The sequence below is a fragment of the Zobellia sp. 1_MG-2023 genome (genome assembly GCF_030549125.1).
GTDB lineage: Bacteria > Bacteroidota > Bacteroidia > Flavobacteriales > Flavobacteriaceae > Zobellia > Zobellia russellii.
Genome location: NZ_JAUOSY010000007.1, coordinates 24,583 through 42,497 on the forward strand (window position 1 = coordinate 24,583; position 17,915 = coordinate 42,497).

General features: G+C 35.5%; 10 protein-coding genes and 2 tRNA genes. 1 reads left to right on the forward strand and 11 read right to left on the reverse strand.

Annotation, left to right across the window (positions count from 1 at the left end; translation table 11 throughout):
* Positions 1 to 379: 379 nt before the first annotated feature.
* The 5 genes from Q4597_RS14545 to Q4597_RS14565 all read right to left on the reverse strand — a co-directional run bounded on the left by Q4597_RS14545 (position 380) and on the right by Q4597_RS14565 (position 8,424).
* Entirely contained in the window at positions 380 to 1,774 is a 1,395-nt protein-coding gene (locus Q4597_RS14545) for a sulfatase (RefSeq protein WP_303406815.1), read from the reverse strand.
* A 23-nt stretch (positions 1,775 to 1,797) separates the two neighbouring features.
* Positions 1,798 to 3,249, reverse strand: a complete 1,452-nt coding sequence (locus tag Q4597_RS14550; protein WP_303406816.1) for a sulfatase — start codon at positions 3,247 to 3,249, stop codon at positions 1,798 to 1,800.
* Complete coding sequence (locus Q4597_RS14555) at positions 3,249 to 4,652, reverse strand: sulfatase (RefSeq protein WP_303406817.1); 1,404 nt, start codon at positions 4,650 to 4,652, stop codon at positions 3,249 to 3,251. The genes Q4597_RS14550 and Q4597_RS14555 overlap by 1 nt, the downstream gene beginning before the upstream one ends.
* Before the next feature lie 405 nt (positions 4,653 to 5,057).
* Positions 5,058 to 7,577, reverse strand: coding sequence for a hypothetical protein (locus Q4597_RS14560; protein WP_303406818.1), 2,520 nt, complete (start codon positions 7,575 to 7,577; stop codon positions 5,058 to 5,060).
* A gap of 28 nt (positions 7,578 to 7,605) precedes the next feature.
* Complete coding sequence (locus tag Q4597_RS14565) at positions 7,606 to 8,424, reverse strand: hypothetical protein (protein WP_303406819.1); 819 nt, start codon at positions 8,422 to 8,424, stop codon at positions 7,606 to 7,608.
* A 372-nt stretch (positions 8,425 to 8,796) separates the two neighbouring features.
* Here Q4597_RS14565 and Q4597_RS14570 point away from each other — a divergent pair, with 372 nt between their 5' ends.
* On the forward strand, positions 8,797 to 12,882 hold the full coding sequence (locus Q4597_RS14570; protein ID WP_303406820.1) for a two-component regulator propeller domain-containing protein: 4,086 nt from the start codon (positions 8,797 to 8,799) through the stop codon (positions 12,880 to 12,882).
* A 124-nt stretch (positions 12,883 to 13,006) separates the two neighbouring features.
* Here Q4597_RS14570 and Q4597_RS14575 read toward each other — a convergent pair whose 3' ends face one another.
* From Q4597_RS14575 to Q4597_RS14600, 6 genes are all read right to left on the reverse strand, one after another.
* Positions 13,007 to 13,516 (reverse strand): hypothetical protein, encoded by a 510-nt coding sequence (locus Q4597_RS14575; protein WP_215912359.1) that lies wholly within the window; start codon positions 13,514 to 13,516, stop codon positions 13,007 to 13,009.
* Positions 13,517 to 13,605: 89 nt separating this feature from the next.
* On the reverse strand, positions 13,606 to 14,082 hold the full coding sequence (locus Q4597_RS14580) for an Hsp20/alpha crystallin family protein (RefSeq protein WP_215912360.1): 477 nt from the start codon (positions 14,080 to 14,082) through the stop codon (positions 13,606 to 13,608).
* Positions 14,083 to 14,494: 412 nt separating this feature from the next.
* A complete protein-coding gene (locus Q4597_RS14585; protein ID WP_215912361.1) occupies positions 14,495 to 14,860 on the reverse strand; it encodes a hypothetical protein in 366 nt (121 codons plus the stop codon).
* A 511-nt stretch (positions 14,861 to 15,371) separates the two neighbouring features.
* A tRNA-Pro gene (locus Q4597_RS14590) sits at positions 15,372 to 15,446 on the reverse strand.
* Positions 15,447 to 15,516: 70 nt separating this feature from the next.
* Positions 15,517 to 15,605, reverse strand: a tRNA-Ser gene (locus Q4597_RS14595).
* Positions 15,606 to 15,789: 184 nt separating this feature from the next.
* On the reverse strand, positions 15,790 to 17,838 hold the full coding sequence (locus Q4597_RS14600; protein WP_303406821.1) for an HD family phosphohydrolase: 2,049 nt from the start codon (positions 17,836 to 17,838) through the stop codon (positions 15,790 to 15,792).
* Positions 17,839 to 17,915 lie beyond the last annotated feature (77 nt).

Genomic DNA, 17,915 nt, shown 5'->3' on the forward strand with positions numbered 1-17,915 from the left:
CAAATAGTTTTGCTTGACTATTTTTATCGGTAATCAATCCAAAGCATTTTTTTTAAGTCATCAAAAAAATTGCTTAGAAAAGAATTTAAAATTAGGCTTTTGCATAAAAAAAGGTGTCCTGCACTGTACTGTAAAGCTCGTTTGAGATATGTTATACACGCCCTTTATAAAAACTCCTTATTAAAAAACCACGGCTGTGTAGAACAAAAATTATTGCCGTTAAAAAAGAAAATCCTACTATAAAAACAGACATCATATTTACATTACTCTTTCCCATAGCAAAGAGCCGTTACTAGGTATTGAACGTGATACATTAAACTATTTCCTTAATTACTCTATCACTTATAAAACGAATAATCAGTTCTAGGGAAACGTTCTCTCAGCAAGGTTTTAATTTTTTTTCAACCCTTTTATGCGCTGTCTTGCCCGCAAGATTTTCCACAGCTATTGGATTGCCATCACTATGATTGTAAAGTTCTACTGATTTAACCTGTTGCGTTTGGCTATCTCGCCACTCCGTGTACCGCCATAAACCATCCGTAACGGTACAACCCATAATTTTCTCTCCTCTTGGATATAAACTATATGCACCATCATTCCACGTTACATCTGGATTTTTAAGTAACGGTAATAAACTCTTTCCGTCCAAATAAGGCATTTTTAGATTGCAGGCTTCCACAAGAGTGGGAAACAAATCAACATTTTCAACCAAGGCTTTTGACACCTGCATTTCTTGAGGGGCGCTACCATCGTAATTGTTGCTAATTATCAAAGGTACCCGTACATCCAATTCAAAATTGGTATGCTTACACCATGCTCCATACTCACCGATTTTATAGCCATGGTCACTCATAAAAACAACAAGGGTATTTTTTCTCAAATCTAAATCATTCAGCGTTGTCATTATCTTACCAACTTGAGCATCCATATAACTAATTGATGCATAATAGCCATGTATTAAATCTCTTGTAAGATTATCGTCTAAAGTACCTTCCTGGGGAATACCATAATAGGCACGTAGTTCGTTCCAATTCGTAAGGGCATTAGTGTACATATTTATAGGCTCATTCCGAGATGGTACTACGAACAAATCTTTATCATATAAATCCCAGTACTTTTTAGGTGCATTAAATGGTAAGTGAGGCTTTGTAAGTCCTACGAACATTACAAAATCATCATTCTTCAGTTCTTTTAAAGTTTGTATGGCATGTTGGGTTGCCCTGCCATCCTTATAACCTTCATCAGGTACATCTGCATTTTCAAAAGCAGGGCCTCTTGTGTTTTCTCGACCTTCCTTTTGAAATTTTTCGATAAGCTCTAGATTGGATTGGCTTGCCCATGAGTTGGGTTCTTTTTGAGTAAAATTGGTCCAGCTTTCTATATCGTCCCTCCCATGATGGTAGACTTTACCAATACTTACGGTTTTATAACCATGCTCTTTAAAATATTTAGGCACCGTTAACATCTCCTTATGTACTGACCTAAGCGGGGTAAACAAATCATAAATACCAACGGTTTCGGGACGTAACCCAGTTAATATACTTATTCGTGATGGAGCGCAGATTCCTTGCTGGCTATAGGCACGGGTAAATAGTGTACCCTCACTGGCCAACTTATCAATATTAGGGCTTTTAACCATATCGTTTCCATAACAGCCCAATTCTGTTCTTAAATCGTCTATTAAAAATACTAGCACATTTTGCTTCTCCTGAGCCTTTATACTATGTAGGGTCATTATTAACAATAGAACACTCCAAATCGTGTTATTTTTCATTTTTGTAAACTTCAGTTAATTTGTCATTCGCTTAAAAAATCTTTGCCCCATTTTTCCCTTAAGTCTTTTGAAAGCGCCTTCACCTTTTCCCTATATTCGGGTTTCTCTGCCAAATTATCAAGTTCTAAAGAATCTGTTGAATGGTCAGATAACATTCTTGCGTAGGCAGTACCATCATCTTTGATCCATTCAGTATAAAATAAATCGCCTTTGATATATGTAACGGCATCTTTGAATTTACTTACTGCCCAATCTTTACTAGATTTTTCACCTTTTAAAAGAGGGACAAAACTTTTGCCTTGTACGGTTTTTGGAACATTTTCAATATCAACAAGTTCTGCAATACTTGGGTAAATATCTATATATTCTGTTATAGCATCTGTTGTTTGACCACTGGTTTTTCCTGGAACTTTTAGTAGTAAGGGTGTTCTTAAAGCCGTTTCAAATGTGACATGTTTACACCATAATTTATGATCTCCTAAATTCCAACCATGATCTCCCCAAAGAACAACTATTGTATCATCTTCTAAATCTAAGCGTTTTAACTCGTCTAATACCAAACCAATTTGCGCATCAACATAACTTACGCAAGCATAATAACCATGTATGAGTTCTTTTGCTAAATCATCAGGGATTTCCCCACTTTTAGGAATGTTGCCATAGTTACGCAATTCTCCAAAATTATGAAAGGCTTCTTTAGGGGTTGTTTCTGGTTGCTCATAATTTTGAGGTAATTCTATGTTGTTTCTATCATAAAGGTCCCAATATTTCTTTGGTGCAGTAAACGGTAGGTGTGGCTTCATAAAACCTAGAGCCAAGAAAAAAGGTTTTTTCTCGTTTTTCAGCAATTTTAGGTCGGCAATACCTTTTTGGGCAATTTTACCATCAAAATAAGCGGTGTCATTAACTTCTGCCATTTCAAATGCGGTAGCTCCTGCAACAGCTAGATTGGCATTTCCGTTTTCTTCAATATTTTTTTTAAGTTGATAATTACGAATATTACCGTCAGGAAACCAAATGGCATCCCAAGCTAAACTATCATCATCTATTTGATGATAAATTTTACCGTTTGATCGTGTTGTATAACCATTTTGTTTAAGAAACTTAGGTAATGAAGTAGCAAAGGGTACGTCTACATCTGCTCTAGTGCTATAATCAATGAAACGATTTCTTGTAGGTCTCATACCGGTAAGCAAGCTCGCTCTTGATGCCCCGCATACCGGTATATTACAATATGCGCGGTTAAAGACTAAACTTTCACTGGCCAATTTGTTCAAGTTTGGTGAAATTATGTGTTTGGCACCATAAAAATTTAATTCTGGGCGCAAATCATCCACAGCAATGAACAATATGTTTTTCGGTTTTTTTTCATGGGTTACAATAGGTTTATTATTTTCATTTTTACATGAAAGCAACAAGGTTGCTACAAATAATATGTTATATGAAAATCTATTCATTTTAAATACTTTTATCATTACCAATGCTCAATTATTGTATAGTCTTCTTTTTGCAATGTATTTTTTAGTGAATCGGCAATTTGTCGTGTTGGCGTATCTTGATCTAACTTAAATCCTTTATTACCACTAGGGGTTATAATGGGCATATTACCGGCGATTTTATTAAGAATATCGCCTTGAGAATCCATCCAATTGAACATTTTCTTTGAAAGGGTGTCTTTTACGGGTTTTAGTTCTTGAACGTTGGCCAAGTTGTGCTGTTCAAATGGATCGTTCTGAATATCATATAACTCTTCAAAAGGTTCATTTTTAAACGTATTTGCCCCTCTTTTAATAAAGTAATCTACATATGTTTTTCCCGTGAGATTGTTCTCTACTACTTCTAGAGAATTAAAGTTTCTAATGTATTTGTATTTCTTGTTACGAATCATTCTTGAGGGGAAAATTTCTGAATTCAGTATATTTTGATTGGTTCTAACACCGTATACATATTCGTTTATTTCAACATCCTTACCTTGAAGTATTGGTAGAAAACTTTTACCATCCATATCTGGCATAGCTTTTCCGCCTGCAATATCCAAAAAGGTGGGTAGTACATCTGTGTAATGAACAAGTTGATCAGAGACTGATCCGGCCTTTATTACCTTTGGCCAACGTACAACAAAGGGTACTTTAAGGCCAATATCCTTAACAGTGAATTTGCCCGAAACACCATGATCTGCACTATAAATAAAAAGTGTATTGTTACTTAAATACGTGTCAACTAAATTTAAAACATCTTCTAGTTGCGTATTATCTTCTTTTATACTTCTATAGTAACCTGCTTTAGACTTTACATATTCTGGGTTTGTCTTTTTATCCTCATTAAAGGGATAAAATTTAATATCCTCTGCTTTAGGGTTATCAACTTCAAAATATTTTCCGTGCGGATATTTTGAGGTTATGAACATACAAAATGGTTTAGTCGTATTTTTTAAATAATTTTCTATGCTATCTAAGGGAATGTAATCTCTTGGTACGTTTTCCTTAGGCACTGGTTCCCATTCTCTATCCCATTGATAAACATTAGAGGGTTTTACATGACTTTTTCCGGCCAATACTACTTCATATCCCAATTTTTTCATGTGGTCGGTAACACTTTCAATAGTTGGTCTTGTAGCCGTATGATTGGCAAAACACCCATTTTTTAATGGATATTTTCCTGTAAAGAGTTGAGATCTACTTGGTGCACAAATTGCTTGACCGGTAAACGCGTTTGTGAACAATAAACCTTCTTGAGCTAAACGGTCTACGGCAGGTGTATGTACTTTTTCATTACCATAGCAACCATAATCATATACATCTTGGTCATCTGCCAAATAGAAAATGATATTGGGTGCTTGTTCATTATTTGTTTCAGTTTTTTTTAAACGATTAGTCATATTCTTAGCGTTACTGCCACAAGAAAAAGAATAAAGAATTAGACAAAAAAGACTAGTTTTTAGAATTAGGTTCATCTTATATTTTTAGTACACAACAATTCTTATTTGTAAATAGAAATCAAATTATTTTTCTATATCTGCTTTTTTCAATTTAAACTTGAGGGGTTTAACGATCCTATGACAATTAAGTTCTGACTAAAGACTGGAAATTTTACTTTTCTCTGCTTATCTTGTTACGAACCTTCGCTCTAAATTCTACTTAAAAAGCCGTTGGCTTCAGTTTTTCCTTTAGAAATTTTACTAGTTTTCCAAATCCTGTCTAACATATCATTAGGTCTAGTGATTTTCTTGATAACTTAAAATTGAATCTATTACAAGTCATACCAGAAACATGCTCGATGTTTATTACTCCGCGTCAAATTGTATTACCCCTCTCTTTAAAGAGTTTGACTTTAATTCTTTAGAACCCAATTTTAACACCTCTCCTTCTCCTATGTATAATACTATATTAGCACCATGAGCTTTAGCCGTCTTACGAACTACACCAAATCGCCCTTTGAAATACAGGTTCAATTCATCATTTTTATAAATGGCATTGTTCCTGTCCTGTACAATGATAATGTCGGTTATAAGCGAATCTTCAACTTTGGAGATTACAATGGCACCTACAATCTTATCTTCGTCCCATAATGGTTCTACCTTTTGAATACTAGCTTCTTTTTGAGTTGAAGGTTCAAATATTCCAATATAGGGTCTATCCCAAGCTTCGCCCTGTTGCCTAACGGCCAATACTTGCGTCTTTTTATCTATATACCCGTTTTTTGCTTCGCGAGTTGGAGGTGCCAATGCTTTGGTGTATTCCCTAGAAACTCCTTCTGGAATAAAAAGGTGCATGTAAGTATTGTCAAATTCAATATCAAACCTAACCTTTATTCCTTTTTTAGTAGCCTTAGTTGATTGTGTGTCCTCATAATAACGCCATCCGGGAGACTTCACTACGTCACCAATGTCATTTTGATAGCGGTCTGTTTTTTTTAGTGCCAATTCCTGATTTTCCAAAGTAAAAATTTGAGTTCTATCGCCTATATTATGATAGACATAATCATGGAATTTATTCTCATCATTGGATTTAGAGCGAAACATATCAAAATAATATCCCGTAGTTGCGCTAGTTCTTATAATACTTAAGGTACGTTCCTGTTTTGCATTGTTTACGGTATCATCCAAGAATTGAGTAGCAAAATTGAACTCTTTGGATATTCTTTCTTCCAAATGCTTGGGTTCCGCTGCGATATTTACCGTTTTATTCTGCCAAACATTAGCCTTGCCCTTCCATGAACCCTCGTCCCGCCCATGGGAAGAACCGTTCACGATTACTGTATTATTTCCCGCGTATAATCTGAAATAGTGTTCGTGCAAAGGAATTTTTCGCTCAGGAACAGAAGCCGGCAGACCCGCATTGGGCGCCATTATATAGCCCGCTCCATACAATTCCATACTTATTCCCGTAAGGTGACTATGTACGTAGTGAGCTCCGCCTATAATACCGCATAATCCATACGTTTCATTATTTTCATCAACATAATTTCGTTGAAGAGCTATACCCGCATGGTCTACAATAACGGTGGCTTTATCCAAGTTAACCGAGTCTTTTATTTTTTTGGGTACGGACTGCCCCCAAAATAGCTCCAACAAATTAAAATTATCAAAGACACTACCCGTGGATAGGTTTGGTCTATGACCTCCATTGGCCTCATAAGAATTTTTAAGAGCTAATTCCGCTTTATTCTGCAATGTCTTATATCCTTTTCTTGATGCAAGGTTCAATGTGTATCTATACAAATCCCCTGTAAAGTCATTATACCGTTTTGAATCTCCGTATCTAACAAAGGTCCTGTTGGGGTGCCGTAAATAATCGAATAGAAAGTTTCCTTCAAGAACATGTTTATAATCTGCCGCTACGTTCATTTCCGGTTTTACACTATCTACAATATTCAACACCATCATAATAATGGGCATAAAACTGTAGCTAAGTGATTCCGGCCAAATTCCTTGCCCCGAGAACATAGGCAAGATGGTGTTCTTGAACGAGTTTTGATGCGCTGTACCCTTCTCCCAAAAAGTTTTGAACAAACGCTCACGTTCCATGTCATCTTCAATACATAAAATTCCAAATAGTGCTCCAGGTGCGGTAAGTATAGGATGGTTGGAAACTCTCTTACCATGTACATCCGGCTTTCCATATTCTTGCAGAACATTGCCTACCATATTGGCAATTGCCTTTTGTGCTTTAGTATTATCAAAAGCAACTAAGTGACCCTTGTCTTTATCAAAGACCTTTACATTTTTTTGCTTTAAATAATTGTAGATAAAATCGTAGGCTACGGCAAATGGGGCATATGTAGTTCTTGGATCAAAAAAAGCATACCCGCATATAGTAGTGGTTTCGGGCGTTTTAATAAACAAAACATCTGTGTACACGGCTAAAATATCAGCTGCAAACTGTGCATATTTTTCATCTTGTGTTATGAAATATAGCGCTCCTGCATTAGCCGCTAGAGACAATACCTCGTTATGCGCAGCTGCTATTGGGCCGGCTTCTCTTTCTTTGTTCTCATGGTCATGAACCGCAAACGCGGGTATTCTATTTAAAATAATCAACGGATGGGTCTGATGAACTTCCAAAGCTCCATCTACATGTTCATGCAATTGAGAGACGACACTTTCTGCCCAATCATATTTTTTAATTTTCTCTAAAACAAAATCTCTTTCCTGTTGTGTTGTATAAATTATGGGATGTTGCAATGACTGCCCCTTAACCGTAATTGCCGTTAAAAAGAGAACTATAGAAATCCCTTTAAGAAATAGTTGATTTATCAAATAACATCCTGTAAGAGATTCTATACTAGATTTTCCATGCTCCATATTAAGTTTAGTTCAAAAATTTTTGATTTTAATTCTTATCTATGAAATCCAACAAAAGTGCTTTTACATTTTTTACAGTTCCCAACTCCAGTCCTCCGTTCGTTGCTCCAGTTATCCAGTACAAAATCATACCTGCATCCGAACAATCCCATTTTCCCTTTTGAAACTTAACAACATCATCAACTTCGGCAATTTTCCCCTGAAGCCAGATTTGTTGCAGTCTAGAATCCGGGTGGTTTTTGGCCCAATCCCATTCTGGCAATGCTACTTTTAAATGAGTGTTTTGATCCGGAATACGAACTTCTTCCACTCCAAAATCCAATATTCGCTGCCATGTGTAAAAGTCTCCCGCATTATCATTAGCTGGATGATGCGTTACTACTTTTACATATTTATGTTTTGGTTTTTCCGATGCATCTAGGGCCATTCCAATAATATCGGGCTCCCCTGCCTCGATAATCCAAAGCGGATCCTTTTCGGATGAAGCGTTAATTGCAGTTTTTAAATCGTTCACCGTTTTTTCTTTTTGCCAACTAGCATCTAAAAAAGTTAAGCCCGAAAAACCACCCCACCTTCTTGCCGTAACATCGCACGAACTCTGCATTAATGCATGTCTTTCATTTTCCGCTCGCTCAGAAATTCGGTCATCCCTAACCAAATCACAACTATGGGAATAATGCACAAGTCTATTATCTAGATTTGCAGCTCTTAATAGTGCCAAAGAAACAGCAGTACCCCCTAAATCATCAGGATCAGGGGAATTCCCATCTGCAACAATAGCAATGCGCCCCGCTGGTGGTTGAATCTCCGGAAACGTTTTTGACTCCTTTATATTAGTTTGCCCCATTAAGGTTCCACACAAAACCATGCAAAAAAGGAACAAGTAAACAACAATGCATTTTTTCATTTCCATTTGAAATCAATAGATATCTCTCAAAATTAACTTTCAAATAAAATGATAGCATCCTGTACTGTCCCGATGTAGTCATTTCTAAAACAGAATTAGCACTTCACCAAAAAAATAATTTTGGTAATTCCTTCTTTTCATTAATTTTGAAAACCGACATTGCTCCATTGTTAAAATTGCCCACTCCGTTTTTTGCATCATTTTAGGTTCCAAGGGTTTCCATAAAACCATATGGTTACCAAGAAAGATTAAATCATTTTTTTATAATACTTGCTTCATATCAAAACTGTGTCAAGAAACTAAAAATCACTCATGTCAACACTGAATCGTAACCGGTTTATGATTTTTTTTCTCCTCCTAGGAGAATGCCTTCTTGCGCAAGAAAATGATTTCCATTTTCGCCATTTATCAGTAGAGAATGGGCTTTCAAACAATTCGGTAATTGCTATTGAACAAGACCGTTTGGGGCAAATGTGGTTTGGCACCCGAAATGGCTTAAACAGATATAATGGCACCAACATTGACATTTTTAAACATGTTCCTGGAGATTCGACCAGTTTAAGCAATAGCGACATTTTATCTATAAATGAAGATAGTGATGGATACATTTGGGTAGGAACCTATAATGGGCTTAACCGGTACGATCCCGTTAAAAATACTTTTAAGAGCTTCTATAAAAGAAACGGTCCTGATGGTTTATGCAACGCTGTAGTTATTTGCAGTAAAGAAATAGGGAATGGAGAAATTTGGTTCGGTACGGCAAATGGAATATCAATCTTTAACAAATCTAAAAACAACTTTACCCATATACTGCACAAAGAAGGTGATGCCAATGGCCTGCCAGGCGAGAACATACAACGTATTTTTATTGATGAAAACAAACGGATCTGGATAGCGACTACAAAGGGCTTGGCCAGATTGGAGAGTAGGGACAATGATAGATTTACCTTTAAACAGTTTAACAACAATGATGGGACTGAAAACCTTTTCATTCAAGATATAAACCAAATAGATTCTACCACCTTAGGTATAGCAACCAAATACAACGGCTATATGCTGTTCAACACTGAGAATGAAAAATTTCTTTTACACAACGAACAGATTATTCCCCTCTCTGCAGATGTGCGCGTTGTTCAATCTTCCAATGATGGATCCGTTTGGCTAGGAACCTCACATGGGGTACGGGTCATAGGGCCCGAAAAAAAAATATGGGATTTAAAAAGTAACAATAGGGCAAAAAACTCATTAAGTCAAAATTTTATTAAATCTGCTTTTAAGGATAAAAATGGAACCATCTGGTTGGGCACATATAGTGGTGGTGTTAATATATGGACAGAGTCTAATGAAAACTTCGTGAATTTCGTCAATCATGATATTGATAATAATATAGTTAACTCAATTGTTTCAGATGATTCCTCTAATATATACTTTGGTACGGAAGGAGGAGATATTACCATCCTGAATCCAAAAAACAAAAAACTTGAGACCCTTAATTTATCGGATGCTGAAGAACTTAGACCTAACAACATTCAAACTTTATATCTTTCTAAAAAAAACATACTATGGGCGGGGGTTTTAAACTATGGTATTCTCGTGTATGATGTCCATTCAAAAAGAATGTTGCAAGATGTCATATCCAATGAACTTAAAGACTATCTCAAGAATACGGGTGTATACGTAATAAAAGAAGCAAAAGACCAAGTATACTGGATAGGTACGTTTGGCAAAGGGTTGGTCAGGTATGATTTAAAAACCAAAACTTTTAGAACCTATGGAAAAAAAGAGAAAACAGGGCCGGTACTCTCGTCAAACGTTATAAAGACCTTATGTATAGATAGTATGGGTAGGATATGGGCTGGCGGTTTGGGAGGCTTAAACCTAATTACATTTAAAGATGAGGAAGAAAACCAGTATGAAGTATCTCAATTCTTTAGAAGTACACTTTACGGAAATGATATTAAGACGGTAATCGAAGACGGTAAACAACAAATTTATGTTGGCACAAAAACCGAAGGTTTATTTAAGTTTAACGGTTTAGATTTTGAACAAATACCATTAAATAAAGAAAACTCCGTTTCTTCAGTATTCACTATTATTGAAAATGCCAAAGATGAATTTTGGCTGAGTACTGATAAAGGAATAGTTAAATACAATGCTAGCTCCAAAGAGTCTGTGGTTTACGACCAACGCTATTCATTAAATAGTAATGAGTTTAGCCCAAACGCAGGTTTGCGATTAAATGATGAAAAAATCTATTTTGGAGGTAACGAAGGGGTCACATTTTTTAATCCTAAAAAACTAATTACCAATACCTATGCTCCAAAAATTATCCTCTCGGATTTGCAAATAAAGAACAAATCCATACCCATAAATGATGAACGGAAAATATTAACGAGCACCATAACCTATTCCGATGAAATTACCCTGAATCATCAGAACTCTCATTTTTCCATTAATTATTCCATGCCAAGTTATATAAGCCCCAATAACAATAGTTATGCCTACAGGCTGGTTGGTTTAGATGACACATGGACATTCACAAAAAATACTGAAGCTTTTTATACACTTCAAAAACCAGGAGATTACCTATTTGAGGTAAAAGGTGCAAATAATGATGGTATTTGGAATGAAAGCGCAACACAGCTAAAAATCACCATTAAACCTGCCCCATGGAAAAGCAATTGGGCTTTTGCCCTATATGGTCTACTAATTGCTATTGGCTCTTTCAGTTTATACCTCATTGTAAAATCTCAGGCGCGGTTGAAACAGGATTTACGATGGGAGCAGTTGGAAAATAAGAGACAGGAAGAAAATCATTTAGCCAAACTGCAGTTTTTCACCAATATATCACATGACTTTAGAACTCCCCTAACCCTAATTTTAGGTCCCTTACAACAAATACTTGCAGATTATAAAGGTAGTAGCCTAATGTATAAAAAATTGTTGGTCATAGAAAGTAGTGCCAATCACCTACTTCAATTAATCAATAGGTTAATGGACTTTAGAAAATTAGAAGACCGCCAATCCAAACTGCAAGCCGCCGAAGGAAATATCATAAAATTTCTACGGGAAATATATTTGTCCTTTACAGAATATGCCAAGGATAAAAAATACACTTATACTTTTGAGAGTTCCCACGAAGAAATCTTAGTTTTCTACGATAGATATAAACTAGAGCAAGTTTTTTATAACCTCATCTCCAATGCATTTAAGTATACGCCAAACGGTGGCAAAATTGGTATCTATGTTTACAAAAACCATGAAAACATTTTTATAGATGTAAAAGATACAGGAATTGGTATTCCCTACCCCTATCTTAAGCAGGTTTTTGATAGGTTTTTTGAAGTACCCGAAGAAAAAAACGTAGGCCCCAATTATACAAAAGGAACAGGCATAGGGCTTGCCATTGCCAAAAACACCGTTGAGTTGCACCATGGATCTATAAAGGCTCTCAATAATGAAGGAAAGGGAGCCATTTTTAAAGTAAGTTTACCGCTAGGAAAAGAACATCTTTCAGAAGAGGAAATCATTCCTGATTTTAAGTTCAGTGATGATATTGCACAATACACCTCTCAATTAACCCATGGGGATAAAGAGTTAATTTTTGATGACCCAATTGAAAACCTTCGCCCAAACAATGAATTGCCCTTAATCTTAATTGTTGAGGACAATGACCAGTTACGATCATTTTTTAAAAATTTCCTAGGTAAAGAATATGCAATTAAAGAGGCTAAAAATGGAAAAGAAGGGTTGAAAAAAGCACTGAAATTTAATCCTGACTTGGTTATAAGCGATGTAATGATGCCTAAAATGTTCGGAACAGAATTATGTGTGCACCTTAAGCAAAATATTAAAACAAGCCATATACCCGTAATTTTACTTACAGCTCGTACCTCCTTAATATATAAATTTGAAGGTCTGGAAAGTGGTGCAGATGACTACATTAGCAAGCCCTTTAATATTAAAGAATTTAAATTAAGAGTACGAAACCTGTTGGAATCTTCAAGACGTTTGAGAGAAAAATTCTCAAGTGAAACCCATCTCTTGGCCAGTGAGCTAACCGTAACTTCCTTAGATGAAAAATTACTGGAAAAAGCCATGACAATTGTAGAATCCAACATTTCCAACGCCGAGTTTGATGTTGCTACATTTTGTAAAGAATTAGGAGTAAGCCGTACAATGTTATTCTCTAAAATAAAAGCATGGACTAATTTTACTCCAAAAGAATTTATTAGCGAAATAAGGCTAAAACGGGCGGCTCTTTACTTTGAACAAAGTAAAATGAATATTTCCGAAGTAAGTTATGAAGTAGGCTTTCGAAACCCTAAGTATTTTAGCAAATGTTTTCGTAAAAAATATGGGAAAACCCCTTCTGAATATATTAAGAAGTTTTCTTGATAGTTAAAGAAATAAGGTATCAAAGGGAAAATCAAATTACTAAAAAATGACGCTTTTAATTTTCAATTAAAAAAGTCCAGCAAAGAAATGCCGGACTTTTCAACTTAATTGTTCTTCCGTTTATCTACTGCCGTTTCGTTGAATCCTTATCGTCATCAGCCTCTATTAATGGTTTATACCGATTTAAAAAGTGTTTCTGCATCGCTTCCATTTGTTCGTGCATTTCGTCAATTCTCATAAAATCTTTGCCAAAATCACTTTCAAAAAAATCATCGCTAAAGAAACGTCTGGTAAAAAGTGAATCTTCTTTAAAGAAATCACCAAACCCTTCTTGGTCAAAGTTGAAGCTTGAGAAGTTCTTATAAAATCTTGATTGCATTGACTTTAGAACACTATCTCGGTCAAATGAGGCAAGCTCATCCAGATTGCTGCCAGACGAATAAGAGTAGATAGAATCATAACGAATTAAGTTTCCCGCTTCATCAAATTCCTTATTAATTTTCCAGCTACCCATAGGTGTATATGTCGTATTTTCTTTATTTTGAGCTATATGTTTATCTCTGCTCTCTTTCTCTTGACTATTGCAAGCGGTGCATAAGAAAGCTGCCAATAGCATCACAGTGTATTTTTTCATCTTTATAATATTTACGGTTATACAATCCTATTTTAAATATAAAAGATAAGAAAGGCCGGCATTGCCGACCTTGAATAAGCCATTTTAGGTTATGAAATTCTAATACTTCGTGGCGGTTTTTGTATAGCTTCTTCCTTTTTCGGAAGGTGAATCGTAAGTACTCCTTCTTTATAACCTGCCTTGATTTTATCTTCTTTTACCGTTTCAGGCAATGTGAAAGAACGTTTAAATGAAGAATATCCAAACTCACGTTGTATATAATTGTCATCTTTATGTTCATTACTTTTTTCAACTTCACTGGTAATTGAAAGTACCTTATTGTCAATATCAATTTCAAAGTCGGATTTTTTGAGACCTGGAACGGCCATATCCACAACATAAGCATCTTTAGTTTCTCTAATGTTTACCTTAGGCAAGGTCATTCCTAAGTTAAAATTAGAGGTAAAAACCAAAGGAAAATCTCTATTGAACACTTCATCTATCCAAGAAGACCAACTTGGGAGGCTAAGGTTGTTATAATTTGAATTAGCAAAACCTCCATTTTTTACATTCACTAGATTACTCATAGCTTTAATTTTTTTTAGTTAAACTTCATCCAAATGTGTGTACGGTAAGAGGCAAAATGAATGCCAAATAAAATGTATTCTGTCAAAATTTCAAAAACTGAAAAAATGACATATTACACTGATATTTAAACAATTAAACTTTCTATAGATAATAAATAGTATTTTATAAATGCAGAAATCAAAATCTGATGTTCTACTTGAATTATTTTGAAAACCTATCTAAAAAACTATTCTCCCTAGGAATAAGCAATACCATTAAGACGAGCATGCTAATCAACCCTAGAAGCAAAAAGAAATTTCCATAAGGGTAGTACCAAAGCTTTAGGGATGCCCCAAAAACAGTAGTAAAAAAACAAAACACCCCCAACCCTATTTGATATTTGGTTTTTTTCATAACAAAGCATATTAAGGGTTAAGCCGTATGTAAAGCCAATATTCGCTGCAACTCTGGCTTAAGAGTAGATTTAAATAAAGTCAGAGTCAACACTTCGTTCTTAAAAATTTGCTTTCCTATTTCATTGTATCCAGATTTGGGAAGATAGAAATCACAGACTAGAGGAAGCGCCAATGGCTTACTGCCGTCATCATTGCCGATGAGTTTGAGTCTAAGCTTATCATTCTTGATTTCAACGCTATAGTTGTTAGGCTTTAATACGGGGGAAGCGATACGAACTTGAATATATTCATCTTGCACGTTCATATCAAACTTTTCTACCCGGAAACGTTGCTGAGCACTTTCATGATTCATTGCTCGATTATCAATAGCTTGTGTTTGCATAACAGAAGATATTTAATATTAAACAATAGATTATGAAACTCACCCGTTGGTGAGCTGAAAAACAAAATACTTAATTTCCGATTTACAAAAAATATACCAAATTTATTGACAGGTCCAACTGTCAGTTTATGGTAAAATCAGGCTAGTATATTTACTTTTATTGCGTCATCCTGTTTTCTGGGAAAAGAGCTTTTTTAATAATATTGTACCATCTGTGAAATGAATCGCTTTCACTTTACCAGCTATTTGTTCAGCTTTTAATAAGCAATGGGTTTCTTAGTCTAGATACTATTGGAATTTAATCCTTATTTACAGATAAAATGCAAGTGTATACAAACTTGTCATGGCTATGGTTTTTCATTAAAAAAAGTTAAACGAAAGTCTAATTAATTTAAAAATTAAAAAGAAGTTGAAAACTATAAATTTAGTAACTGATTATTTGAGCCGCTATTCTATTAGAATTATTTTCTTTGAAAATAAAAAAACCAGTTCATTTCTGAACTGGTTTTTGTCGGGGTGGCAGGATTCGAACCTGCGACCTCCGCGTCCCAAACGCGGCGCGATAACCGGGCTACGCTACACCCCGAGTGGTTATCAATATTATTTCAATACTTGAGAAATTTTTCTGCCCTCGCAATTTGCTTTGACAGCTATTGCGGAGAGACAGGGATTCGAACCCTGGGTAAGTGTTTCCACCTACGACGATTTAGCAAACCGCTCCTTTCGGCCACTCAGGCACCTCTCCAGTAATCTCTTCAATGAACTTAATTTTAGTACGTCTCCGTGGCTAAAATTGCGGTTGCAAATGTATGTTTTTGTATTCAAGTTCGCAACTATTTTCTTTATTTTTTTCAATAAGTTTAAAACTATTTCTAAATGGCCTCTAAAATAATTTGAATCGCCTACTTTCTAATATTCATACCCCCTTATCATTCAGGATATTCCACTCGCAGATGGTAGATGTTTATCAATTTTTGCTTAAAAATCTTTTTTATCGCCTCTATCTCCTTAAAGGTAATATTAGCGTTCAAAAACTGTCCGGCGCTCATTTGGCCCGCTACAATTTTATCCACAAATTCTTCAATAATTCCCGAAGTAGGATTCTTTAAACTCTTGGATGCGGCTTCAACCGAATCTGCCATCATAAGTATGGCCGTTTCTTTTGAAAAAGGTATGGGCCCAGGATATCTAAAGTTAGCTTCATCCACATCTTCTTCCAACTCTTGTTGTTTTTTATAAAAATAATAAACCAAAGATGAACCGTGATGCGATCGTATAAAATCTATGACTCGATCCGGTATCTTGTTTTTTCTGGCCAGTTCAATTCCATCAATTACATGGTTGATTATTATTTTACCACTATCCTTTGGCGACAATTCATCATGAGGGTTTACATTGGTAATCTGGTTCTCCGTAAAATAAGTGGGGTGGTTCATTTTCCCAATATCATGATATAGCGCCCCTACTCTGACCAACATAGCATTTGCACCAATTTCGTTTGCTGCAGCTTCCGCTAGGTTCGCTACTTGTAATGAATGATGAAAAGTTCCCGGAGCTTTATTAGAAAGCTCCTTTAACAGCTTAGAATTGGTATCCGATAGTTCCAACAAAGACACATCGGAAACCAATCCAAAGACCTTTTCATATACATATATAAGTGGTTGCACAAAAAGGGTTATCATTCCGTTCAAAAAGAAAAGCCCCAACGTAAACCATTGAATATTGTCCAGATTTCCTTCATGTATGATATGAAAAGCTAAATAGCCCACAACATATATCAAAGTAATTTGCCCTACGGATATAAAAAGATTGGCTCTTTTATAAAGTTCGGATACCGTGAGTATAGTAACAATTCCCACAATTATCTGTAGAAAGATGTATTCAAAACTGTTGGGAACTACAAAGCCCAAAATAAGTACGGTCAACACATGAACAAAAAGACCTAACCTAGCATCAAAAAAGGTCTTAAGCACCAAGGGTAAAATGCAAATGGGCACTACAAAAACAAAGGCTTCATCATATTTAACTACCATAGTGGTAACAAATACCATGAACAGAATATTAAAGAAAATAAAGGTAACCTTAGTGCTATTCTCAAAATTCTCTCTCCTATACTTTTTTAGGAAGAGAAATAGCATCATGAGCACTAGGGCAACCAAAACGGTATAACCGAACAATATAAAATAATAGTTGTTGGCCGTCCATAATTCGGACTCATATTCCGTTTTTAGGGAGTTCAGCACATTTAAATTTTCGGCCTCAACAACCTCTCCTTTGGCTATAATGAGTTTTCCCTCATCTACCGTTCCCCTGGTATGTGATATGCCTGATAACGCTTCATTCAGCGCTTTTTCAGAGAGATTTTTATCATACGTAATGTTTGGCCTCACAATATCCAAGAACAAGTCTTGATATTCTTGAGCATATATGTCTAAATCTTTCTTTTGAAGAATTTTTTTAAGTACAGTTCTCAAGTCCTTAATCTGAACAAAATTGCTGACCGCAACACGCTCCGCTTGGTTATCATTTACGAGATAGAACTGTTCTTTTACCCCTGGTTTACTGTTTTTTGCCAGAACTCCGTTTTTATACAACTGTTCTAGGATATCCTTCCCCGCTCCATCCAAAGCTTCCAGGGCACTTGGACTAAATCGTTCGCCAGTAAATACCGTAGAAAATTTTTGCTCGTATTCTTGGGCTACTTCTTGTTTAACAGAAGTATCTAGTTTAAAATAATCTATTTGATTATTAAGAAGCTCGGTCTTTTCCTTAGAAATATCTTCATTACTTTTTTGTATGGAAAAGTCAAAAGGAGCATACAGATTCTCATACTGCCATGGTTTTCCTTTTTGAAACTCGTATTTAAATTTTCCCCCTTGGGGAAAGAATAAAACTATACAAACCACCGATACCAAGTATAGAAAATACTTATATAAAAGCGATTGGTTTTTAAAAAGTCTATCCAAAAAATTGCGCATGGGCCATGTATCTGAGTCAAAAATAGAAAATTATAAACTTCCGAGGGGCTTTTATCAAAACAACGAAATGTATTGCC